The 22,584-nt window shown below is 69.0% G+C and carries 24 protein-coding genes and 1 tRNA gene; 13 read left to right on the top strand and 12 right to left on the bottom strand.

Annotation, left to right across the window (positions count from 1 at the left end; genetic code table 11):
* Nucleotides 1-224: 224 nt before the first annotated feature.
* Nucleotides 225-1,016, top strand: a complete 792-nt coding sequence (locus CJ179_RS19765) for a hypothetical protein (RefSeq protein WP_095862568.1) — start codon at nt 225-227, stop codon at nt 1,014-1,016.
* Between the two features lie 91 nt (nt 1,017-1,107).
* Here the strand turns inward: CJ179_RS19765 and menE are convergent, their stop codons facing one another.
* From menE to CJ179_RS19800, 7 genes are all read right to left on the bottom strand, one after another.
* Nucleotides 1,108-2,253 (bottom strand): o-succinylbenzoate--CoA ligase, encoded by a 1,146-nt coding sequence (gene menE / locus CJ179_RS19770; RefSeq protein ID WP_095862569.1) that lies wholly within the window; start codon nt 2,251-2,253, stop codon nt 1,108-1,110.
* 28 nt (nt 2,254-2,281) lie between these two features.
* The gene (locus CJ179_RS19775; protein ID WP_005252058.1) at nt 2,282-2,581 is read right to left on the bottom strand and encodes a DUF3349 domain-containing protein; all 300 of its coding nucleotides are present in this window, start codon (nt 2,579-2,581) and stop codon (nt 2,282-2,284) included.
* Between the two features lie 2 nt (nt 2,582-2,583).
* Entirely contained in the window at nt 2,584-2,937 is a 354-nt protein-coding gene (locus CJ179_RS19780) for a DUF3349 domain-containing protein (RefSeq protein ID WP_072939967.1), read from the bottom strand.
* A gap of 46 nt (nt 2,938-2,983) precedes the next feature.
* Nucleotides 2,984-3,250, bottom strand: a complete 267-nt coding sequence (locus CJ179_RS19785) for a hypothetical protein (RefSeq protein ID WP_072939970.1) — start codon at nt 3,248-3,250, stop codon at nt 2,984-2,986.
* Between the two features lie 10 nt (nt 3,251-3,260).
* Nucleotides 3,261-4,469 carry an inorganic phosphate transporter gene (locus CJ179_RS19790; RefSeq protein WP_072939972.1) on the bottom strand — a complete coding sequence of 403 codons (1,209 nt, stop codon included), beginning with the start codon at nt 4,467-4,469 and terminating at the stop codon, nt 3,261-3,263.
* Nucleotides 4,470-4,548: 79 nt separating this feature from the next.
* The gene (locus CJ179_RS19795) at nt 4,549-4,944 is read right to left on the bottom strand and encodes a VOC family protein (RefSeq protein ID WP_072939974.1); all 396 of its coding nucleotides are present in this window, start codon (nt 4,942-4,944) and stop codon (nt 4,549-4,551) included.
* A 3-nt stretch (nt 4,945-4,947) separates the two neighbouring features.
* Nucleotides 4,948-5,397 carry a hypothetical protein gene (locus tag CJ179_RS19800; RefSeq protein WP_072940431.1) on the bottom strand — a complete coding sequence of 150 codons (450 nt, stop codon included), beginning with the start codon at nt 5,395-5,397 and terminating at the stop codon, nt 4,948-4,950.
* Nucleotides 5,398-5,550: 153 nt separating this feature from the next.
* Here CJ179_RS19800 and CJ179_RS19805 point away from each other — a divergent pair, with 153 nt between their 5' ends.
* Nucleotides 5,551-7,878 (top strand): arylsulfatase, encoded by a 2,328-nt coding sequence (locus tag CJ179_RS19805; RefSeq protein ID WP_095862570.1) that lies wholly within the window; start codon nt 5,551-5,553, stop codon nt 7,876-7,878.
* 12 nt (nt 7,879-7,890) lie between these two features.
* Here CJ179_RS19805 and CJ179_RS19810 read toward each other — a convergent pair whose 3' ends face one another.
* Nucleotides 7,891-8,784: a 1,4-dihydroxy-2-naphthoyl-CoA synthase gene (locus tag CJ179_RS19810; protein ID WP_072939980.1), complete on the bottom strand. Its 894-nt coding sequence runs from the start codon at nt 8,782-8,784 to the stop codon at nt 7,891-7,893.
* A 73-nt stretch (nt 8,785-8,857) separates the two neighbouring features.
* On the opposite strand from CJ179_RS19810, the gene CJ179_RS19815 reads away from it, so the two are divergent.
* From CJ179_RS19815 to CJ179_RS19825, 3 genes are read left to right on the top strand one after another with little or no spacing between them, the layout of a single operon-like run.
* Complete coding sequence (locus tag CJ179_RS19815; protein WP_072939983.1) at nt 8,858-9,511, top strand: PaaI family thioesterase; 654 nt, start codon at nt 8,858-8,860, stop codon at nt 9,509-9,511.
* 3 nt (nt 9,512-9,514) lie between these two features.
* Entirely contained in the window at nt 9,515-10,516 is a 1,002-nt protein-coding gene (locus CJ179_RS19820; protein ID WP_095862571.1) for an o-succinylbenzoate synthase, read from the top strand.
* 45 nt (nt 10,517-10,561) lie between these two features.
* The gene (locus CJ179_RS19825; protein ID WP_095862572.1) at nt 10,562-11,008 is read left to right on the top strand and encodes a hypothetical protein; all 447 of its coding nucleotides are present in this window, start codon (nt 10,562-10,564) and stop codon (nt 11,006-11,008) included.
* Between the two features lie 54 nt (nt 11,009-11,062).
* On the opposite strand, the gene CJ179_RS19830 is transcribed toward CJ179_RS19825, so the two are convergent.
* Nucleotides 11,063-11,890 (bottom strand): siderophore-interacting protein, encoded by an 828-nt coding sequence (locus CJ179_RS19830; protein ID WP_095862573.1) that lies wholly within the window; start codon nt 11,888-11,890, stop codon nt 11,063-11,065.
* A gap of 60 nt (nt 11,891-11,950) precedes the next feature.
* Complete coding sequence (locus CJ179_RS19835; RefSeq protein WP_072939994.1) at nt 11,951-12,547, bottom strand: flavin reductase family protein; 597 nt, start codon at nt 12,545-12,547, stop codon at nt 11,951-11,953.
* 93 nt (nt 12,548-12,640) lie between these two features.
* Here CJ179_RS19835 and menD point away from each other — a divergent pair, with 93 nt between their 5' ends.
* The 5 genes from menD to CJ179_RS19860 all read left to right on the top strand — a co-directional run bounded on the left by menD (nt 12,641) and on the right by CJ179_RS19860 (nt 18,112).
* A complete protein-coding gene (gene menD / locus CJ179_RS19840) occupies nt 12,641-14,263 on the top strand; it encodes a 2-succinyl-5-enolpyruvyl-6-hydroxy-3-cyclohexene-1-carboxylic-acid synthase (RefSeq protein WP_072939996.1) in 1,623 nt (540 codons plus the stop codon).
* Nucleotides 14,260-14,700 (top strand): DUF3592 domain-containing protein, encoded by a 441-nt coding sequence (locus CJ179_RS19845; protein ID WP_072939998.1) that lies wholly within the window; start codon nt 14,260-14,262, stop codon nt 14,698-14,700. Before menD ends, CJ179_RS19845 begins: the two co-directional genes overlap by 4 nt.
* A 72-nt stretch (nt 14,701-14,772) precedes the next feature.
* Nucleotides 14,773-15,918 (top strand): glycosyltransferase family 1 protein, encoded by a 1,146-nt coding sequence (locus CJ179_RS19850; protein WP_206013061.1) that lies wholly within the window; start codon nt 14,773-14,775, stop codon nt 15,916-15,918.
* Nucleotides 15,919-15,974: 56 nt separating this feature from the next.
* The gene (locus tag CJ179_RS19855) at nt 15,975-17,351 is read left to right on the top strand and encodes an NAD-dependent succinate-semialdehyde dehydrogenase (protein ID WP_072940002.1); all 1,377 of its coding nucleotides are present in this window, start codon (nt 15,975-15,977) and stop codon (nt 17,349-17,351) included.
* A gap of 62 nt (nt 17,352-17,413) precedes the next feature.
* Complete coding sequence (locus CJ179_RS19860; RefSeq protein WP_072940005.1) at nt 17,414-18,112, top strand: demethylmenaquinone methyltransferase; 699 nt, start codon at nt 17,414-17,416, stop codon at nt 18,110-18,112.
* Between the two features lie 3 nt (nt 18,113-18,115).
* Here the strand turns inward: CJ179_RS19860 and CJ179_RS19865 are convergent, their stop codons facing one another.
* Complete coding sequence (locus tag CJ179_RS19865; RefSeq protein WP_072940008.1) at nt 18,116-19,378, bottom strand: geranylgeranyl reductase family protein; 1,263 nt, start codon at nt 19,376-19,378, stop codon at nt 18,116-18,118.
* Between the two features lie 129 nt (nt 19,379-19,507).
* Here CJ179_RS19865 and CJ179_RS19870 point away from each other — a divergent pair, with 129 nt between their 5' ends.
* Together CJ179_RS19870 and htpX are read left to right on the top strand one after the other, a co-directional pair.
* Nucleotides 19,508-20,563 (top strand): polyprenyl synthetase family protein, encoded by a 1,056-nt coding sequence (locus CJ179_RS19870; RefSeq protein WP_072940011.1) that lies wholly within the window; start codon nt 19,508-19,510, stop codon nt 20,561-20,563.
* 143 nt (nt 20,564-20,706) lie between these two features.
* Entirely contained in the window at nt 20,707-21,567 is an 861-nt protein-coding gene (gene htpX, locus CJ179_RS19875; protein WP_072940014.1) for a zinc metalloprotease HtpX, read from the top strand.
* A 68-nt stretch (nt 21,568-21,635) separates the two neighbouring features.
* On the opposite strand, the gene CJ179_RS19880 is transcribed toward htpX, so the two are convergent.
* Nucleotides 21,636-22,127 (bottom strand): YajQ family cyclic di-GMP-binding protein, encoded by a 492-nt coding sequence (locus tag CJ179_RS19880; protein WP_007298080.1) that lies wholly within the window; start codon nt 22,125-22,127, stop codon nt 21,636-21,638.
* Between the two features lie 199 nt (nt 22,128-22,326).
* Between CJ179_RS19880 and CJ179_RS19885 the strand changes: the two genes are divergently transcribed.
* A tRNA-Tyr gene (locus CJ179_RS19885) sits at nt 22,327-22,409 on the top strand.
* Nucleotides 22,410-22,584 lie beyond the last annotated feature (175 nt).

Genomic DNA, 22,584 nt, shown 5'->3' on the forward strand with positions numbered 1-22,584 from the left:
CAGCCCACCCCTTGCAGCGGGCTTGCACGCCTCTTGCACGGGCTCACGAGGGCTGTTGTCCTGCGGATTCACAGGCATTCGCCGGAATCAGCCGCAATTGCGGGGGCATCTGACGAATCGGTGTGCGGATGTGGAATTCCACAGCCCCTCGGTTATCCACAGGCCGACTGTTTCCCCTGGTCGGAGGCGGCGACCGGCGTCGACCTCGGGGCACGATGCTCGATATGAGAGCACAGGACCTGATCTTTCGCCGTCATGCACTGGCCGACGGAATGACCGACCCGGAACTGCGTCGCGCCAGGACGACGGGACAACTGGTTTCCGTGGCTGCGGGCGCCTACCTGGACAGCGACCACTCGGCAGCACTGGACCCGGGCGGGATGCACCGCGCACGGGTCGCGGCGGCCGTGGTGGCGCACGGTGGTGGGATCGTGGTCAGCCATGCGTCCGCCGCCGTCTTCCACGGACTCGACGTCGGTGCGGTGACGTCGCTCGCCCGGACCGTGGCGGACGTTGCGCGTTCGGAATTTCTGGACGAGGCCGTCGTGATCGGCGACTCCGCCCTGCGCCGCGGCGTCGTGTCGATCGACGATGTCCGGGCGGTACTGGACCGTCACGGCCGGCGGAAAGGCATAGGGGCGGCGCGACGCGCGGTGGCACTGTTCGATGAACGCAGCGAGAGTCCCGGCGAGTCGCTCAGCCGAATCAGGATGCGCGAATGCGGGATGCCGGCGCCCGATCTGCAGCACGAAGTCCGCACCTGCGGTGGCGCGTTCGTCGGCCGCGTCGACTTCTTCTGGGAGCGCTGGGGAGTAGTCGGCGAGTTCGACGGCATGGGCAAGTACCGATTCGGCTCCGGGCAGGCGGGCGACATCGTGGCGAGGGAGAAGTTGCGGGAGGACGCGATACGGGACACGGGCCTCGAGGTGATCAGGTGGGTGTGGGCGGACCTCGGACGGTTCGACGCCGTGAAGGCGCGATTCGAGCGCGCGTGTGCCCGCTCCCGGCGCCGATGAGCCGTCGCTTCCCACCGAATTGCCGGAAGCACACGCAATTGCGCGGGAATCCGACGAATCGGTGTGCAACTCCGCGCGCACGGCGAACCTGCTAGCCGAACCGCGCTTCCAGCGCGCGCCGGTCGACCTTGCCGGGACCGCGGAGGGGGAGGGAGTCGACGAGGTGGAGTTCGCGGGGGGCGGCGGTGGAGTCGAGGGCGCGTCCGACGAAGGTGCGAAGTTCGGCGAGTGTCGGTGCGGTGCCGGGTTCGGCGACGACGACGGCGGCGACGCGGCGTCCCAGTCGTTCGTCGGGGAGTCCGACCACCGCGCATTCCCGGACCGCGGGGTGGGCGACGAGGGCCGCCTCGACCACCTGCGGGACGACGGTGAGACCGCCGGTGGAGATGGCCTCGTCGAGTCTGCCGGAGATGGCGAGGACGCCGTCGGTGACGGTGCCTGCGTCGTCGGTGCGGAACCAGCCGGGCTCCGCGAACGCCGGATGGTCGGGGAGTCCGCGGTACCCGGAGGCCAGCATGGGGCCGCCGAGGAGGACTCGGCCGTCGCCGTCGATTCGCACGCGGGCGCCGTCGAGGGGCACCCCGTCGTACACGCACCCACCGCACGTCTCGCTCATTCCATACGTGCGGACGACGGTGATCCCGGCGTCGACGGCGCGTCGCAGGACCGGGGCGGGGGTGGCGGCGCCGCCGAGGAGGACGGCGTCGAGCGCAGCCAGCGACGTCACGGCTTCGGGGTGGTCGAGCGCCTTGACCAGCTGGGTCGGGACGAGCGAGGTGTAGCGGCGGGGTCCGGACATCGACTCGACGGCGTTCGGCAGCGCGCCGGGGTCGAAGCCGTCGGACACGTCGATCACCACCGGGTCGGACCCTGCGAGGACACTGCGCAGCAACACCTGCATGCCCGCGATGTGGTGGGCGGGAAGGGTCAGCAGCCAGGCGCCCGGGCCGCCGAGCCGCGCGTGCGTCGCCTCACCGCTGGCACGGAGGGCAGCCGCGGACAGCATCGCACCCTTCGGCACGCCCGTCGTCCCGGACGTCGCGACCACGAGTGCGACACCGTCGTCGATCGGGTCCCCGGGCCGCAGTGCGTCCGTCAGCCGCCGGGTCTCCCTCTCGTCCGCGGCGGGCACGGGAAGCGCGGCGGGCGCGGTCCCGTCCAGGATCGCCGACAGTTGCGGCAGGATGCCGAGAGCCCCGGCACCAGGTGGGACGGGCAGGACCCGCAATTCGCTCACTGGGCCGGCCCGGCAAGCGGCCATCGCATCACTGGGCCGGCCCGGCAAGCGGCCAGCCGCCCGCGGCGAGGTTGCTGCGCACCCGGTCGACGTCCGATTCCAGCGGCAACTCGTCGGTGACCTTGGTGATGAGCACCTGGATGTCGGTCTTCTCGATGGGCAGGTCGCCCTCCTCGACGAGGGCGTCGGCGACGGCATCCACCTCGTCTTCCGACAGGCGGCGGGTGAGCAGCGCGAACAACGGAATGTAGTCCTGCTCGGGCACGCCGTTCGGGTAGCCGGCACGCAGCCAGCCGATGATGGAGGAGAGAAACGGTGGAAGGCTCATGGCTAGCCTGCGTCGCGGGTTTCTTCCGTGTCGCCGGTGTCGTCGCCGCTCTCGGCGTCGGTACCGACCGGCCAGCCCCCGGCCTCGAGGTTCTCCGTCACCCGGGCAACGTCCTCCTCGGACGGTTCCTCGTGGGTGATCTCGCTGATGAGGCGTCGGATGTTGTCGTAGTCGACGTGGCGTTGCGGTGTCTCGTGGGCGGTTTCGATCGACAGCGCGACGACCTGTTCGATCTCCTCGTCGGTGAGACGGCGACGCAGCACGGCCAGCAACGCGAAATGGTCCTTCGCCGGGACTCCCTCGGGGTACCCGGCGCGTAGCCAGTCGAGCACGGAGCTAAGTGAGTTCTTGGGCACGCGTTCGGCCTCTTTCGTCGATGGAACGGGGACTCGTGGTCGCCGCTCAGAAGATGTGGATACCGAAGCTGCTGGCCAGGAAGTCCTTCATCAACAGAAGTATCCCAGTGATGATCGCGATCAGCACCACGGCGAAGCAGGCACAGGCGCCGATCCGGCCTGCGACGGTCGGCTGCGAGGTGCCCTCGGCGGTGTCCGCGCCGCCGAGCGACCGCAGTCCGAGCGCGAAGATCGCGGGCAGACCGGCGCCGAACAGCAGACCGACGAGGACGACCTGCCAGAGCGATTGAACGGTGGTGGTCAGCAGTGTCATGGGAGCCCCCTCAGCGGTTCGCGGCGGGACCGGCGGAGTCCGCGGTCTCGGCCACTTCCGGTTCGGTGGGTTCGGCGGGAGCGGCGGCGTCGCCGGACTCCCACTCGGCGTTCACGTTGCCGGACGTCACCGGTTGCAGGCGGGAGCGCAGGTACATGAACCCGGCGAGCAGGATCAGGGCGGCGAACACGACCAGAACGCCTGGCAGACCGCCGATCAGGTGGGCGATGACCCAGCACACCGCGCCGACGATCGCCGCCGACGGCAGCGTGACCAGCCACGCGACGGCCATGCGTCCGGCGATGCCCCAGCGGACCTCGGCGCCCTTGCGTCCGAGTCCGGTGCCGAGGATGGATCCGGTCGCGACGTGGGTGGTGGACAGCGGCAGTCCGAGGTGGCTGGAGGTGAGGATGATGGCGGCGGACGAGGACTCCGCGGCCATGCCCTGCGGAGCGGCGATCTCCACGAGTCCCTTGCCGAGGGTGCGGATGATGCGCCAGCCACCGAGGTACGTCCCGAGGGCGATGGCGATCGCGCAACTGAGCTTCACCCAGAACGGCATCTCGTCGTCGGCGGACAGGCTTCCGTGCGCGACCAGTGCGAGGAAGATCACGCCCATCGTCTTCTGGGCGTCGTTGGTTCCGTGGGCCAGCGACACGAGGGAAGCGGAACCGATCTGGCCGATGCGGAACCCGTGCTCCTTGGTGTCCTCCCGGACGCCCGAGGTGATCCGGTAGACCAGCTTGGTGCCCGCGGTGGCGACCAGCGCCGCGACCACGGGGGCGAGAACGGCGGGAACGACGACCTTGCTGAGCACCCCACCCCACTCGACACCGCTCATGCCGATGGACGCGATGGCCGCACCGATCAGACCGCCGAACAGTGCGTGCGAAGAGCTGGACGGCAGGCCGAGCAGCCACGTCGCCAGATTCCAGATGATGCCGCCGACCAGGCCCGCGAACACGATGAGCAGCAGATCCTCGCCGCCCACTTCTCCGAGGTTCACCACGCCCTTCGCGACTGTCGCCGCAACCTCCACGGACAGGAACGCGCCGACGAGATTCAACGATGCGGAGAGCGCGACAGCGACCTTGGGTCGCAGAGCTCCCGTCGCGATCGAGGTGGCCATTGCATTGCCGGTGTCGTGAAATCCGTTCGTGAAATCGAAAGCGAGGGCGGTGACGACTACCACCAGGAGAACTACGAGCTCTGCGGTCACACCCAGATTGTGCGGATTTCAACTGAAAAAGTACAGTTGACGTCTGGTGTACAGAATCACTCCTGCGTATGGCCTTTCGTCAGTTCTGACTCTTCGGGCGGGTGTCGCGGCGGATGGGGTGATCCTCCGGAACCTGCACCAGCACGATCGGGATGCCGTCGGGGTCCGCGATCCACATCTCGAACAGCCCCCACGGTTCCTGCCGGGCCTCGCGGTCGATCTTCACCCCCGCGAGGACCAGCTCGGTCTGGACCGCGGTGAGGTCACGAACCTGCAGCCAGAGGGCGCCGTCGAAGGACGTCGACTCACCCGTTCCGCCGTGCGCGGCAACCTCGATCAGGCCCTGACCGGCGAAGAACACGGTGCCCCCCGGGTATTCGCGGGCGGTGGCCAGCCCGAGGATGTCGCGGTAGAAGCTCAGCGTCGTCGCGTAGTCGCGCGGCCGCAGAATCGTCCTGCTGCTGAGGATTTCCACCCGTCACCCTCCTTCGCCGGGGCGGGCTTCGTGTCCCGTCCGGCCGTGTGTGCGTCGATCTTCCTTCATCTCTGCCTCGAACAGGTGCCGCCGTCCGTCCGCGAGTTCGTGACGTGCGCCACGTTCGTGCTCGCGCAGCGGCGACCAGTATTGGTCGTCGAACTCCTCGACGATCTGGAATGTCCACCGGCCCTCGACGACGTTTCGGCCGACGAGCTCGGACTGCACCCGGTCCGCGACGTCGGTGTGACCCGCGTCCCGCAGTGCGTCGACGGCCTCACCGAGCTGGAGATCGGCGTGGCCGATCAGCTGATGGAACGAGTAGAGGTGGCCGCGGGCGCGTTCGACTGTTTCGAGGGCCTCGGACAGCTTCCCGAGCGCGGCGACGGTGTCGTCACTCACTCCGGGCGGACGGCGATGTTCCGGCGCGGGGAGCTCGCGGTCGATGCTCATGTGGGTCAGTGTGCCCGAATCGGGCACGCCGCGCCCCCTCTCCTGCCGACGCGGCGAATCCGGGCGCGTAATTCACCCTCCGAGGGTCTACTCCCACGCGCTCGCCCGGTGCTGGACTGGATTGACGGCTGTGGACGACGAGGGGATTGGGCCATGAGTTCGAGCGTGACAGGGAAGCCGATACCGGGTGGCGAGTCGTTACCGTTCCCGCCGACGCCGTCGGGAAGCATCGCGGGCCGGACCATGCAGGAGTCGGTCTACAGCCCGAGTCCCAAGGAGCGGCGGCTCCACGACGACGCCCCGAACATTCTGATCGTCCTCATCGACGACGCCGGGCCGGGCCTGCCGAGCGGGCTCGGAGGTGAGGTGAACACCCCGACACTCGACGCGATGCTGCAGGACGGTGTCGGCTACAACCGATTCCATACGACCGCAATGTGTTCACCGACCCGTGCGTCGCTGCTGACCGGGCGCAACCATCACCGCGTCGGGAACGGGCAGATCGCGGAGCTGGCCAACGACTGGGACGGCTACTCCGGCCACATCCCGCGGTCGAGCGCGACGGGGGCCGAAGTGCTGCGCCAGTACGGCTACAGCACCGCCGCATTCGGGAAATGGCACAACACTCCCGCCGAGGAGACCACCGCAGCAGGTCCGTTCGACAACTGGCCGACCGGTCTCGGGTTCGAGTACTTCTACGGCTTCCTCGCCGGCGAGGCGTCGCAGTACGAACCGAACCTGGTGCGGAACACGACGGTGGTGCTGCCCCCGAAGACCCCGGAGCAGGGCTATCACCTCAGCGAGGATCTCGCGGACGACGCGATCGGCTGGCTGCGCAGGCACAAGGCGTTCGAGGCGGACAAGCCGTTCTTCATGTACTGGGCCAGCGGCTGCCTGCACGGACCGCACCACATCATGAAGCCGTGGGCCGACAAGTACGGCGGGAAGTTCGACGACGGCTGGGACGCGTACCGGGAGCGGGTCTTCGCGAGGGCGAAGGAGAAGGGCTGGATTCCCCCCGAGGCGGAGCTGACCGACCGCGACCCGACCATGGCGGCGTGGGACGACATTCCCGAGGACGAGAAACCGTTCCAGCGCCGGCTGATGGAGGTGGCCGCCGGGTACGCCGAGCACTGTGACGTCCAGGTGGGCAGGCTGTTCGACGAACTGGACCGCCTGGGGTACCGGGACGACACCCTGGTCCTGTACATCTGGGGCGACAACGGCTCGTCCGGTGAGGGCCAGAACGGCACGATCAGTGAACTGTTGGCGCAGAACGGCATTCCGACCACACCGGCGCAGCACATCGCAGCGCTCGAGGAGCTCGGTGGCCTCGACGTCCTGGGGTCGCCGAAGACCGACAACATGTATCACGCGGGCTGGGCGTGGGCGGGCAGCGCACCGTACAAGGGGATGAAACTGCTGGCCTCCCATCTCGGTGGCACCCGCAACCCGATGGTCGCCCGGTGGCCGGCGAAGGTGGCACCGGACCCGGCACCCCGCACGCATTTCCTGCACTGCAACGACGTGATGCCGACGCTGTTCGACATCGTCGGGATCACTCCGCCGCGGACGGTGAACGGTGTTCCGCAGGACCCGATCGACGGCGCCGGCTTCGCGCAGACTCTCGTCGACCGCGATGCCTCCGGAGGGAAGCTCACCCAGTACTTCGAGATCATGGGCAGCCGGGCGATCTACCACGACGGCTGGATGGCGTCCGCGTTCGGGCCGCGCGCACCCTGGGCGGCGGGTATGCCGGGCGGCATCCGCGACTGGAGTCCGGACGACGACGTGTGGGAGCTCTACAACCTGGACGAGGACTGGACCCAGAACCGGGATCTCGCCGAGCAGCATCCGGAGAAGTTGGCGCAACTGCGGGAACTGTTCGTGATCGAGGCGGCGAAGAACAATGCGCTCCCCGTCGGTGGCGGGCTGTGGGTGGTCGCACTGCATCCCGAGCAGCGGATCACGACGCCGTACACGAGCTGGGAGTTCTCCGGCGACACGATCCGCATGCCCGAGTTCTGCGCTCCCGGTCTGGGCAACAAGAACAACCGGGTCACCCTCGACCTCACCGCGCCGGAGAGCCCGAGCGGAGTGCTGTACGCACTGGGGAGCAACGCGGGCGGGCTGACGTGCTTCGTCGACGACGGCTACCTCTGTTACGAATACAACCTGTTCATCCTGATGCGGACGAAGATTCGTTCGACCGTGCCGCTCCCGCCGGGCACGCGAAAGGTGGAGGTGGTCACGGAATTCGTGGAGGCGAGGCCCGGTGGCCCGCTGAACGTGAAGCTCTGCGTCGACGGCAGTGTCGTCGGGGAGGGGCAGGTGCCGGTGAGTGTGCCGTTGCTGTTCACAGCCAACGACTGCCTCGACGTCGGCACCTGCCTCGGTTCCCCGGTGTCGCTGGACTACTACGACCGGGCGCCGTTCCCGTTCAACGGCACGATCGACCGCATGTCGGTCGAGTACATATAGCTACAGGTCGCGTCAGAAGTACCAGGGGTACGGCTTCCAGTCGGGTTCGCGCTTTTCGAGGAAGGAGTCGCGGCCCTCGACCGCCTCGTCGGTCATGTACGCCATTCGGGTTGCCTCGCCCGCGAACAATTGCTGCCCGACGAGGCCGTCGTCCTGCAGGTTGAACGCGTATTTGAGCATGCGCTGTGCCTGCGGGGACTTGCCGTTGATCTTGGTGGCCCAGTCGATCGCGACGTCCTCGAGTTCGGCATGATCGACGACCTTGTTGACGGCGCCCATCTGATGCATTTCCTCCGCGGTGTACGTCTCGCCGAGGAAGAAGATTTCGCGGGCGAACTTCTGGCCGACCATCTTGGCGAGGTAGGCGCTGCCGTAGCCGCCGTCGAAGCTGCCGACGTCGGCGTCGGTCTGCTTGAACCGGGCGTGTTCGCGGCTGGCGAGCGTCAGGTCGCACACGACGTGCAGGCTGTGACCGCCGCCCGCGGCCCAGCCGTTGACGAGGCAGATGACGACTTTCGGCATGAACCGGATCAGCCGCTGGACCTCGAGGATGTGGAGTCGTCCGGCGCGGGCCTTGTCGACGGTGTCCGCGGTTTCGCCTTCCGCATACTGGTATCCGCTGCGCCCGCGGATGCGCTGGTCGCCGCCGGAGCAGAACGCCCAGCCTTCGTCCTTGGGGCTCGGACCGTTGCCGGTGAGCAGCACGGCACCCACGTCGGACGTCATCCGGGCGTGGTCCAGCGCCCGGTACAACTCGTCGACGGTGTGCGGGCGGAAGGCGTTGCGTACTTCGGGACGGTCGAACGCCACCCGGACGATTCCCTGGGTGACATGCCGGTGGTACGTGATGTCGGTCAGGTTCTCGAAACCGGGAACCGGTCGCCAGTGCTGCGGGTTGAAAGTCACGGCTCCGAGGTTATCGGGTGCCGTTGGCGGGTGTCCGCGCGCGCAGGAGTTTGCCCGGGTTTACCGTGCAGGTATGAGCGAACAGGCTGCGGACGTCACCCGTCTCGATTACGACGGCGACGACGAGTACGAGCACCACGGCGGGTTCCCCAAGTACGAGCCGGTGACGCCCGGTCCCGACTGGGCCCGGTTCGTCGACGGAATGCGCACGCTGCAGGACCTCGCGGTGTCCGTGGACGCCCCGGACGACGTGCTCGCCGCGGCCGCGGACCAGGTGGAGAAACTGGCCGAACTGCTCGGGCCGCACGTCGCGCCCGAGGGGCGGTCGCCGGCGGGCCGCACGATCGAACTGCCCGGCAGGGGGAGTCTCCTTCTGCCGCCGTGGAACATCGAGAAGTTCGGGCCCGACGGGGTGCGAAGCACCGGAATGTTCCGCCGCTACCACCTCGGGGGGAACGGCGCCGCGCACGGCGGCACGCTGCCGCTGCTGTTCGACGACCTGATGGGCATGATCGTCCACGCGTACGGCCGGCCCATCAGCCGCACCGCGTACCTGCACGTCGACTACCGCGCGATCACACCGCTGAACACCACGCTCGCCATCGAAGGCAAGGTGGACCGCGTCGACGGGCGCAAGACTTACATCACCGCCCGGATGACACACGGTGAGACGCTCCTCGCCGAATGCGAGGCGCTCATGCTGGTGCTCCTGCCCGGGCAGCCCTGACCCGTGACGTCCCTGCCCTCCGTCGGGGAGGTTCTGGCCGACGCGGTCGTGGTGAGTCTGCCCATGCGCGTGCGGTTCCGCGGCATCACGACGCGAGAAGCATTGCTGCTGCGCGGTCCCGCGGGATGGGGCGAGTTCGCACCGTTTCCCGAATACGCGGACGACGAGGCGGCGCACTGGTTGCAGTCGGCGATCGAGGACGCCTGGCTCGGACCGCCGCCCGCGGTGCGAACGCGGGTACCGATCAACGCGACCGTCCCCGCCGTCGACGCCGCCCGGGTGCCCGACGTGCTCGCGCGGTACCCCGGTGCACGGACCGCGAAAGTGAAAGTGGCCGAGGGCGGTCAGACCCTCGACGACGACGTCGCGCGGGTGCGGGCGGTCCGCGCGCTCGTCCCGAACGTGCGCGTCGACGCCAACGGCGGCTGGTCGGTCGACGAGGCCGAGGCCGCGCTGCGGGCACTGACCGCCGACGGTCCGCTCGAATACGCCGAGCAGCCGTGCGCGAGCGTGCCCGAGTTGGTGGAGGTCCGCAGGCGGATGCCCGACGTGCGGGTGGCCGCCGACGAGAGCATCCGGCGGGCCGAGGATCCGCTGAAGGTCGTGCGGGCAGGCGGCGCGGACGTGGCCGTCGTGAAGGTCGCCCCGCTCGGCGGGATGCGGCGACTGCTGGCGCTCGCCGACGAGTTGTCCTCGCACGGTGTGCCGGTGGTCGTGTCGAGCGCCCTGGACACCGCCGTCGGCATCGCTGCCGGTGTCGCAGCCGCCGCGGCCCTCCCCGAATTGCAGTTCGCGTGCGGTCTCGGTACCGGGGGACTGTTCGAGGCGGACGTGGCCCGCGCCCGCGAACCCGTCGACGGTGAGCTCGCCGTCGAGGCGGTGGCACCCGACGTCGAACGCGTCACGGCTCTCGCCGCGTCCGCGGAGCGTTCACGCTGGTGGATCGAGCGGGCGCGCCGGTGCCATGGCCTGCTCGAACAACGCGGCGTCCGGTTTTTCGTATAGTGTCTGGCCGGACCTGATCGCTCAGTCAATACGGAGGCATTGAAAGTGGTTGCAGCTCTGAACGAAACCCTGCTCGACGAGTCGCGCGTTCCTGCGGTCATCGCAGACGTCCAGGCTCTCATCGACGCGGAGGTTTCGGACAAGTCGGGGGCCTCGGGACTGGCACTCAAGGGTGGATACGGCGCCGTCAAGAAGGTGGGACCGTCGATCGTGCCGGACGCCATCGAGGGTCTGCTGCCGGCGTTCGTCACCAAGCTCGAACCGTACTGGCAGTCGTTCACCGCCAGCGGTGAGGCCGGATTCTCCGAGTACCTGGTCGCGCGTAGCGACGAGGTCGCGGACTCGCTGCTCGGTGTGACCGACGAGCGCATCGAGGGCAGCGACCGCGGCGCTGTCAAGAAGGTGTACTCGTCGCTGCGCCCGTCGGCGAAGAAGAATGTGATCGAGGCACTTCCGCGTCTGGGCGCCCTCGTCCAGAAGCACGCCAACTGAGAACCCAGGTGAGTGGCAAAGCGTGCCCCGGCACTCTTTGCCACTCACCTGTGGTCAGTTGGCCGCGTGACCGAAGCGCCAATACCCGGTGAACGAAATGTTCGACTTCGGGATGCGGCGCTCGTTCACCAGGTGGCGCCGCAACGCCGTCGTCAGCTCGCTCTCGCCTGCAACGAACGTGTAGGAGGGCCCGGCGGGCAATTCCGCCTGCTTCACCGTGTTCAGTGCGAGCACCCCCGGGCGGGCGTCGGCGTCCTCGCGGACCAGCCAGTGCACGTTCACGCCGTCACCCACCGAAACGTCCTGAGCGTCTTCGGCATCGGGAATCTCGACGAACACCTCGGCCCGCAGGTCCTGTGGTGCCGAACGCAGGATCCCGACGATTGCGGGAAGCGCGCTCTCGTCCCCGACGAGCAGCTGCCACTCGGCGTCCGGAGTCGGGTTGTAGATCAGGCCCTCGTCGAGGATCGCCACCTCGTCACCGGCCGCCGCCGCGTTCGCCCACGCCGACGCGGGACCGAGGTCGCCGTGCGAGGCGAAGTCGATGTCGATCTCGGTGGTGTCGCCGAACGCTCCCGACCCTGCGACGCGGAGTTCGCGGACCGTGTAGTTGCGCACTACCGGCCGGGTGTCCTTGGACATCAGCTTGTACTGGGCGTACCAGAGGTTGCTCGCGCTGGTCGGTAGCCGCAGGGCGCTCTGACCCTGCTGGGGGATGAACATCCGGAACCACTGGTCGAAGCCCATGGGGCTGACGGAGTCGAGTTCCTCACCCGCGATGGTGACGCGGACGAAGTTCGGGCTGATCTGCTTGCCTGCGACCACTCGTGCGGACGCGATCCGGCGACTCTGAGGTTTGACGAACTTGCTGCGCTGGGCCATGTCGGTGGTAGCTCCCCCGGTTGCGGTGCGGTTATCAGGTAAGCCTAACCAATTGATCCGTCACTCGGGGCGGTGCGGGCGGTCCAGCATCACGACCCTCGGCGGCAGACCCCACTCATTGCGGCCGAGGCGGCTGAGCGGGGCGAGTTCGGTGAAGTCCGGAAGCCCGTCGTCGGCGAGCGCCTCGGGACGCACCGCGATCGTGACGACGTCGCCCATCACCACGAACGAGTCGCCGACCGGGGTCACCCCGTGCAGGGTGCATTCGATGGCGACCGGCGAACCCGCGACCCGGACCGGCCGGACCCGCTCGCTGGGCTCGGTCTCGATGCCCAGCGCGGCGAACTCGTCGACATCACTGCCGTAGGTGGCGGAACTGGCGTTGACGGCCGCCACCAGGGGCTCCGTCGCCAGGTTGATCACGAACTCACCCGTCGCCTCGATGTTCCGGAGGCTGTCCTTGCGGGTGACGGACGTGAACTGCACCACCGGCGGCTGCGTGCTGGACACCGAGAAGAAGCTGTAAGGGGCCAGGTTGGCCACCCCGTCCGCCGAGACCGTGGACACCCACGCGATCGGTCGCGGCACCACCGAGGCGGTCAGCACCTGGTAGATGCGGCGTGGAGGTAGCTCGGCGGGATCGAAGAGAGTGCGCATGCCCACATGGTGTCAGCGCCCGGAATGTGGCCGTGAACTCACCCGGCCAGGTCGCCGGACGGGGGTGCCGGAGTATCTGACACTCTTGATGGCGTGAACCCGTCCACTGCTCAAGCCACCGCGGTCGTCGACGAACTGGTCCGCGGGGGAGTACGCGAGGTCGTGCTCTGCCCGGGTTCGCGGAATGCGCCGCTGGCGTTCGCCCTGCAGGCCGCCGACCTCCAGGGCCGACTGCGTCTGCACATGCGCATCGACGAGCGCACCGCGGGATTCCTCGCGCTCGGCCTGGCCGTGGCAGGCAAGCGTCCCGTTCCGATCGTCATGACGTCCGGCACCGCGGTCGCCAATCTCGGTCCCGCCGTCCTCGAGGCCAACTACGCCCGGGTGCCGCTCGTGGTGCTCAGCGCCAACCGCCCGTACGAGATGCTCGGCACCGGCGCCAACCAGACCATCGAGCAACTCGGCCTGTTCGGAAGCCAGGTGCGCGCGACCGTCAGCCTCGGCCTGGCCGAGGACGACGCGCAGAACAGCCAGTGGCGTTCGGCGGTCTGCCGGGTCCTCGCCGCCGCGCGCGGCACGAGGTCGGGCAACGCCGGACCCGTGCACTTCGACATCCCGCTCCGGGAACCGCTCGTCCCCGACGTGCACGCGCAGGGCCCGGTCCCGCAGGGACGGCCGGGTGGGGCGGCGTGGACCACCACCCAGCACGCGACGCTCGACGTGGCGATGGACCTCGACATCACCGCGGACACCATCGTGATCTCCGGGCACGGATCGGCGCTTCGGCCGGAACTCGCCGGCCTTCCGACGGTCGCCGAGCCGACCGCGCCCCTGCACGGCATCCCGGTGCATCCGATGGCGCTGCCCCAGCTCAAGCCGCGGCAGGCCGTCATCACCGGACGCCCCACCCTGCACCGGTCCGTGTCGAAGGTCCTCGCCGATCCGGCGGTGGCCGTCTACGCGCTCACCACCGGCCCCCGCTGGCCCGACGTGTCCGGGAACGTGCTGGCCACCGGAACCCGCGCGGTGGTGACCGGTGAACCCGACCGGGCCTGGATCAACAGGTGCCGCACGCTGTCCGAACACACCGACAAGGCGGTGCGCGCGCAACTCGCCGCCCACCCGAAGGCGACGGGCCTCCATGTGGCGGCCGCCGTCATGGACGCCCTCACCGACGGCGACCAGTTGCTGCTCGGCGCGTCCAACCCTGTCCGGGACGCCGCACTGGTCAGCTATCCGGCGCCGAAGGTCCGGGTGCTGTCCAACCGGGGTGTCGCCGGGATCGACGGCACCGTGTCCGCCGCCGTCGGGGCGGCGCTCGCCTACGAGGAGGGACGCACGGTGGCCCTGCTCGGCGACCTCACGTTCCTGCACGACGCGTCCGGGCTGCTCATCGGCTCGGGCGAACCGCGGCCCCGGGACCTGACGATCGTCGTCGCCAACGACGACGGCGGTGGCATCTTCGAATTGCTCGAACAGGGCGATCCGCAGTACGCCGGGGTGTTCGAGCGGGTCTTCGGCACTCCGCACGGGATGGATCTCGCCGCACTCTGCGCCGCCTACCGGGTGGAGCATCACCTGGTGGGGGTGGGTGAGCTGTCGACGCGGCTGAGCACGCCCGACGCGCCCGGCGACCGCGGAATCCGGGTGCTCGAGGTGACCACCGAACGTTCCGGGCTGCGCGAACTGCACGCCGCGGTGCGGGCACAACTGTGAATGCGCGGGTGACGCGGCGGGTCCGGCGCGGGGTGCTGGTGGCGGCGATCGGCATCTCGATCCTGGCCGTGCTCCTCGTCCTCGCCGCCTGGCGCAACGACCACACCATTCAATCCGACCGCGGCGTGGCCACGGCGGAGGTGCTGTCGGCGGGATCGTTGCGGTCGGCCATCAGTTTCGTCACCCCGGACGGCGTGACGCACAACCCCGAACTCGGTGTGTTGTACCCGACCAACCTCACGGTGGGTCAGCGGATCGACGTCGAGTACGCGCGCAGCGACCCCGACCTGGTGCGCGTGTCCGGGCGCGACGCCAGCGTGGCCGTGATCCCCGCCGGTTCGCTGATCGTGGTGACGTGGCTGATCGCGGGACCGGTGCTCTGGTATCTCCGGCGCCGCGAGATCTCGGCGGAGTCCGCGCCGGCAGTGTCATCCTGAATTTCCCGGAACTTCGCGCGACAGTCACGTCGATCTCGCTGCTGTGACCACGAGCACTGCCACGCTGAGCGCGTGAGAGTAGCCATCGTCGCGGAATCGTTTCTTCCCAACATGAACGGTGTGACCAACTCGGTGCTGCGGGTTCTCGACCATCTGCAGCGCACCGGACACCAGGCGATGGTCGTCGCCCCGGACACGGTCGGATCGCAGGCACCGGCGCCGACCGAACACGACGGTGTGCCCGTCCACCGGGTGCCCGCGGTGATGGTCCCCAAGGTCAGTTCGCTCCCGGTGGGTCTGCCGCAGCCCGGACTCACCGCCGCGCTGCGGTCGTTCGACCCCGACGTCGTGCACCTGGCGTCGCCGTTCCTCCTCGGGGCGGGCGGGCTCGGTGCGGCGCACCGGCTCGACGTCCCCACGGTCGCGGTGTACCAGACGGACGTGGCGGGGTTCGCCGAAAGCTACGGCCTCGGCATCACCAGCCGGGCGGCGTGGGCCTGGACGCGGCGCATCCACCGGGGCTGCACGCGCACCCTCGCGCCGTCCACGTCGGCGGTCGAGGCCCTGGCCGAGCAGCGGATTCCGAGGGTCCACCGCTGGGCGCGCGGTGTGGAGACCACTCGATTCGCGCCGTCCCGCCGCAGCACCGGACTGCGGGACTCCTGGCTGGGCGGCTCCGACCGGCTGGTCGTCGGTTTCGTGGGCAGGCTCGCACCCGAGAAGCACGTCGAGCGGCTGGCCGCGCTGGCGGGCGACCAGCGGGTCCGGCTGGTGATCGTCGGCGACGGTCCCGAGCGGAGCCGCTTGCAGCGGTTGATGCCCGACGCGGTCTTCACCGGCCAACTCGGTGGTGCGGAGCTCGCCGAGGCGTACGCGAGCCTGGACGTCTTCGTCCATCCCGGCGAGCACGAGACGTTCTGCCAGGCGGTGCAGGAAGCGCTCTCCAGCGGGGTGCCGGTGATCGGACCGGACGCCGGTGGACCCCGCGATCTGGTCGCGCACTGCCGCAACGGCTATCTGCTGCCGGTCGACCGGTTCGGCGAACTGCTGCCGAGTGCCGTCGACGCGCTGCGGGACCGTCGCATGCGGGCCCGCTTCGGGGAGGCCGCCCGGCAGTCGGTGCTGCACCGCACGTGGCCCGCGATCTGCGACGAGCTGCTGGGCCACTATGTGGCGGTCGCAGGCGGTCAGGGCTTTCGCGAAACCCGAGCCGCCTGACCGGCGGCTCGGCGTCGGCGGGGAATTCGAGCGACCGGCTCGTCGTTGCCCGGGGTATGGCGAAGTACAAGACTGTCAATCCCGCGACCGGTGAAACCGTCCGGGAATTCGAGACCTTGGACGATGTGGGAGTGGAGTCGGCGCTCGCACGCGCCCACAGCGGATACCTGAGCTGGCGGACGACCCCCGCCGAGGAACGAGCCCGCATTCTGGGCCGGACCGCGGACCTCTACGCCGAGCGCGAGGACGAACTGGCGCGGATGATCGCGCTCGAGATGGGCAAGCCCGTCCGGGAGGCCAAAGGCGAGGTCAAACTCTCCTCGGCGATCTACCGCTACTACGCCGACAACGGCCCCGCACTGCTGGAGGCGGAACGGCTCGACGTGCCCGGCGCCGACGAATCCGTGGTCTACCGCAGGCCGATCGGTGCGCTCGTCGGTGTGATGCCGTGGAACTACCCGTACTACCAGGTCGCGCGCTTCGCGGCACCGAACCTCGTGCTAGGCAACACCGTGCTGCTCAAGCACGCCCCGAACTGTCCGCAGTCGGCGCTGCTGATGGAGGAGATCTTCCGGCAGGCCGGCCTCCCGGAGGACGCGTACGTCAACGTGTTCGCCACCAACGAGCAGATCGCCGACATGATCGCGGATCCGCGCGTCCAGGGCGTCTCCCTCACCGGCAGTGAACGGGCCGGGATCAGCGTCGCCGAGACGGCGGGCCGCAACCTCAAGAAGGTCGTCCTCGAACTCGGCGGTTCCGACGTGTTCGTCGTCCTCGACACCGAGGACATGGACGCCACCGTCAAGACGGCGACCCGGGCCCGCCTGTCCAACGCCGGCCAGGCCTGCAACTCGCCGAAGCGGTTCATCGTGACGGAACCGAACTACGACGAGTTCGTCGCGAAACTCGCCGAGTCGTTCAAGGCCACACCGACGGGCGATCCGCTCGACGCCAAGACCGTCCTCGGGCCGCTGTCCTCGCAGACCGCCGCGGATTCCCTGATCGAGCAGATCGAGGACGCCGTCGCCAAGGGCGCGACGCTCCTCGCGGGCGGGAAGAAGATCGACGGTCCCGGCTCGTACGTCGAACCGACGCTGCTCGTCGACGTGACCCCCGAGATGCGCGCATACAGCGAGGAACTGTTCGGGCCGGTCGGCGTCGTCTACAAGGTAGCCACCGCCGACGAGGCCGTCGAACTCGCCAACTCCTCCGCCTACGGTCTCAGCGGTTCGGTGTGGAGCAGCGACCTCGACGGTGCCCGCGAGGTGGCCGACCGGCTCGACGTCGGGATGGCGTACGTCAACGAGCACGGCACGACGCTCCCCGGTTTGCCGTTCGGCGGCGTCAAACGCTCCGGCGTCGGCCGTGAACTCGGTCCGTGGGGGATGGACGAGTTCGTCAACAAGAAGCTGGTCCGCGTCTCGAAGAAGTGACCGCCGCGCCACCGTGCCCGGCGCCGACGCCGGCGCCGGGCACGGTTGGTAGCGTTTCGGGCGTGGCAACTACACACGGTTCGCGGGCGTCGCTCGAAAAGGATCCGCACGAGGTCGCGTCGATGTTCGACGGCGTCGCGAAGCGCTACGACCTCACCAACACGATCCTCTCGTTCGGCCAGGACCGCAGTTGGCGCAAGGCGACGCGTTCGGCCCTGGCACTGAAGCCGGGGGAGCGGGTTCTCGACCTCGCCGCCGGGACCGGCGTGTCCACCGTCGAACTCGGACGGTCGGGCGCCTGGTGTGTGGCCACCGATTTCTCCAAGGGGATGCTGCAGGCAGGCAGCGGCCGCCAGGTGCCGATGGTCGCGGGCGACGCGATGCACCTGCCCTACGCCGACGCCGTGTTCGACGCCGCCACCATCTCCTTCGGGCTGCGCAACGTCTCCGACTTCGACGCCGGCCTCCGCGAGATCGCCCGGGTCACCAAACCGGGTGGGCGTCTCGTGGTGAGCGAGTTCTCGACGCCGGTGTTCGGGCCCTTCCGCACGGTCTACATGGAGTACCTGATGAAGGCGCTGCCGCGGGTCGCGCGCGCCGTCAGCAGCAACCCCGACGCCTACGTGTACCTCGCCGAGTCCATCCGCGCCTGGCCCACCCAGCAGGAACTCGCGCTGCGCATCGAGGCGGCCGGCTGGCGGAACGTGCAGTGGCGCAACCTCACCGGCGGCGTGGTCGCCCTGCACCGCGCCACGCGCTGACCGTCAGCCGAACAGCGGTCGCGAGTCGACCTTCTGCGACACCAGGCCGGATGCCCGCCACGCGCGGGCGGTGAGGTCGCTGTCCTCCTCGGTGACGAGGTTGCCCATCACACGCACCGCGACGGTCATCAGCGCGCGGGACCGCATCGCCACCGGGCCGGACGCGGGCAGGACCCGGGGCACGGTCAGGAGTCCGGCGAGTCGCCGGGCCACGGAGAACGCCCGGCCGTACCGCTCCCTCAGGATCGACGGCCACAGCTGGGTCAGGTCGTCGGCGTCGAGGATCTCCGCGACGAGGCGCCCGCCTTCGAGCCCGTAGTCGATGCCCTCGCCGTTCAGCGGATTCACACACGCGGCCGCGTCGCCGATGATCGCCCAGTTCCGGCCTGCGATGTGCGACACCGCACCTCCCATCGGCAGCAACGCCGACGCGACGGCCCGCAACTCCCCGTCCCAGTTCCACTCTTCGCGGCGCTGCGCCGTGTACAGGTCCAGGAGGGGGCGTAGCGCGCCCGGGGCCGGACGTTTGGCGGTGGCCAGGGTGCCGACGCCGATGTTCACCTCGCCGGTGCCCAGGGGGAACACCCAGCCGTAGCCCGACTGCAGCGTCCCGGCGGCGTCCCGCAGTTCGAGGTGGGACGTGATCCACGGGTCGGCGCTGCGGTCGGTGGCGATGTAGGCGCGCGCGGCCACACCGTACGCCGTGTCCCGGTGCCATTCGCGACCCAGCTGCTTGCCGAGGGTCGACCGGACGCCGTCGGCGACGATCAGCGTCCGGCAGCCGACGGTGTGGGTCCCGTCGGACGTTTTCAGGGTCACCGCCGTCACCCGGTCACCGCCGCGTTCGACGCCGATCGCCTTGGCGCCCTGCACCATGACGGCGCCGGCGTCGACGGCGGTCGCGCGGATCCGGTCGTCCAGCTCGGTGCGGGCCACGGCGCTGCCGACGGCCGGGAACGACCTGCCCGGCCACTCGAGTTCGAGCTCCTGCCCGAACCCGCTGAGCCTCAGCCCGCGATTGGTGCCCTTCGACCGCACCCAGTCGCCGAGGCCGAGATGGTCGAGCTCGGCGACAGCGCGGGGGGTGAGTCCGTCGCCACACGTCTTGTCGCGGGGAAACACCGCCGCGTCGGCGAGGACCACGTCGCGTCCCGCGCGTGCCGCCCAGGCGGCGGCCGAGGACCCGGCCGGACCAGCACCGATGACGAGGACGTCGGTGGCGGTGGGAAGCGGGGATCCCGCGGGCGACTGTTCTGCTGCGACCACGCCTACATCCTGTCAGGCTCCGCTACACGACCGCGGCGAGGCCGACGGGCGGCGGAACCGCTAGGTTCACTACCGTGGTAGCCGAGCCGCCACCGACGGCGCGGAGCCGCGCCGTCACTGACGACAGGAATGGGTACTGAGAACGTGAGCACCGAGGGCGCAGCACACACCGCTGCCGACGCTGTAGTGGGCACTACGGTCGCCGGGATCGATCTCGGCGACCCGCAGCTCGCCGCCACGGTCCGTGAAGGACTGAAGCAAGTCGAGGAACTGCTGGTCAGTGAACTCTCCGACGGGGAGGATTTCCTGACGGAGGCGGCATTGCATCTCGCGAAGGCGGGAGGCAAGCGTTTCCGCCCCCTCTTCACGGTGCTCACCGCCCAGCTCGGACCGAAGGCCTCCGACCCGTCGGTGGTCACGGCGGCCACCGTCGTCGAACTGGTCCACCTCGCCACCCTGTACCACGACGACGTGATGGACGAGGCCACGATGCGCCGCGGTGCGCCCAGCGCGAACTCGCGGTGGGGCAACAGCGTCGCCATCCTCGCCGGCGACTACCTGTTCGCCCACGCGTCGCGTCTCGTGTCGACCCTCGGCCCCGAGGCGGTGCGCATCATCGCCGAGACGTTCGCCGAACTCGTGACGGGCCAGATGCGCGAGACGATCGGGCTCCGCGGCGAGCAGGATCCGGTCGAGCACTACCTCAAGGTGGTCTGGGAGAAGACCGGTTCGCTGATCGCGGCGTGCGGGCGCTTCGGCGGCACGTTCTCCGGTGCGGACGCCGATCACGTGAAGCGGCTCGAACGGCTCGGTGACGCCGTGGGCACCGCCTTCCAGATCTCCGACGACATCATCGACATCTCGTCGGTCTCGGCACAGTCCGGCAAGACCCCCGGAACCGACCTGCGCGAGGGCGTGCACACGCTGCCCGTCCTGTACGCGCTGCGCGACGAGGGTCCCGAGGCCGACCGCCTGCGCGTGCTCCTCGACGGCCCCGTCACCAACGACGACGACGTCGCGGAGGCGCTCGCCCTCCTCGAACGCTCACCCGGCATGGCGGCCGCCAAGGCGAAGCTCGAGGAGTTCGCGGTCCAGGCCCGCGCCCAGCTCGCCGAACTGCCGCAGGGCCCCGCCAACGACGCCCTCGTGAAGCTCGTCGATTACACGATCGAGCGCGTCGGCTGAGCCGTATCGTCAGTACCCGGACTCGTCTTCACCCGATCTCGTTCGCCGAACGGGAACCGTCCCGCCACCGTGTTTCGTTGAATGATCAAGATCTCGAAACTCGGACGACCGTGATCGGGTGACAACGACAAGGAAGGCGTGACGTGCGCTACGCAAACGGGGCGAAGACTCTGGTTCTGTTGGTCGGCATGTCGGCGCTGATCGTGTTCATCGGCGCCCTGTTCCGCAACCCGACCATCCTGCTGCTGGCCATCGTGTTCGCAGTCGGCATGAACGCGTACGTGTTCTTCAACAGCGACAAGATGGCGCTCAAGGCCATGCATGCCCAGCCGATCACCGAGGTGCAGGCACCGGTCATCTACCGCATCGTCCGGGAACTGGCGACCACCGCGCACCAGCCGATGCCGCGGCTCTACATCAGCCCCACCAGCGCGCCCAACGCGTTCGCCACCGGGCGCAGCCCCCGTCACGCGGCGGTCTGCTGCACCAGCGGCATCCTGCAGATCCTCGACGAGCGGGAGCTCCGGGCCGTGCTCGGGCACGAGCTGTCGCACGTCTACAACCGCGACATCCTGATCTCGTCGGTCGCAGGCGCGATGGCGGCCGTCGTGTCGGGACTCGCGAACTTCGCCATGTTCGCCAACATGTTCGGCGGCCGCGGCGGGGGACAGGGCGCGAACCCGATCGCGCTGCTCCTGGTGTCGCTGCTGGGGCCTATCGCCGCGACCGTCGTCAAGCTCGCGGTGTCACGGTCCCGGGAGTTCCAGGCCGACCAGTCGGGCGCCGAACTCACGGGCGACCCTCTGGCGCTGGCGTCGGCGCTACGGAAGCTGGAGCGTGGCACGCAGGCCGCGCCTCTGCCGCCGGAGCCTCAGCTCGCCGCGCAGTCGCACCTGATGATCGCCAACCCGTTCCGCACCGGCGAGAAGATGAGCCGGATGTTCTCCACCCACCCGCCGATGGCCGAGCGGATCGAGCGCCTCGAGCGCATGGCAGGCAGGTAGGCGGCTTCGCCGCCCGTGCGTGGTCGACGAGTGCAGGGACTCGTCAACCACGCACGGGCGCGCAGCGCCTACCGGTAGTTCACGAACTGCAGCGCGATCCCGAAGTCCTCACCCTTCAGCAGGGAGATGACGGCCTGCAGGTCGTCGCGCTTCTTGCTGCTCACGCGCAGCTCGTCACCCTGGATCTGCGCCTTGACGCCCTTGGGGCCCTCGTCGCGGATCTTCTTGGTGATCTTCTTGGCGTTCTCCGTGGTGATGCCCTGGACGAGGCTGCCGGACAGCTTGTAGATCTTCCCGGACTGCGCCGGCTCGCCCGCGTCGAACGCCTTCAGAGAGATGTCACGCCGGATCAGCTTCTCCTTGAAGACGTCCAGGGCGGCGAGCAGTCGCTCCTCCGTGTCGGCCGTCAGGGTGATGGTTTCCTCGCCGGACCATTCGATCGATGCTCCCGTGTTCCGGAAGTCGAACCGGGTCGACAGTTCCTTGCCGGCCTGATGCAGGGCGTTGTCCACCTCTTGACGCTCGACCTTGCTCACCACATCGAAGGACGAATCAGCCACTTCACACTCCCGGTTTCGTCTAGTTCTCCCCGCCGCGACCCGGCCGGGGACCCGCCGAATGCCGGCGAGCAGATTCGACGCTATCGGTTCGCAACCGCCCGTATCCACCCGGTTTGCAAAACGGGGGGCCGTTCGTTGTATTCTTCTTTCCGCAGCGGAGAGCGATTTCCCACAGATTTCGCGCTCCTCGTGCAACCCCGGCAGATTGCCCGAGCGGCCAATGGGAGCGGACTGTAAATCCGTCGGCTTATGCCTACGTAGGTTCGAATCCTACATCTGCCACACACAGAACCCCGGTGAGCGACAGCTCACCGGGGTTCTGTCGTTCGTGGGTGAGGCCGGGCCGTTCGTGGGTGAGACGGGGTGCCGGGCCCGCCGACCCGGCCCGGACCGGGCCGGAGACGCGTAGTGTCGGGTGCAGCGACTTACGAAAGCCGCTGACCAGCCAATTTGTTTC

Origin of the sequence: Rhodococcus sp. ACS1 (assembly GCF_002300155.1) — a bacterium.
In the GTDB taxonomy this organism is placed as follows: Bacteria; Actinomycetota; Actinomycetes; order Mycobacteriales; family Mycobacteriaceae; genus Rhodococcus_F; species Rhodococcus_F koreensis.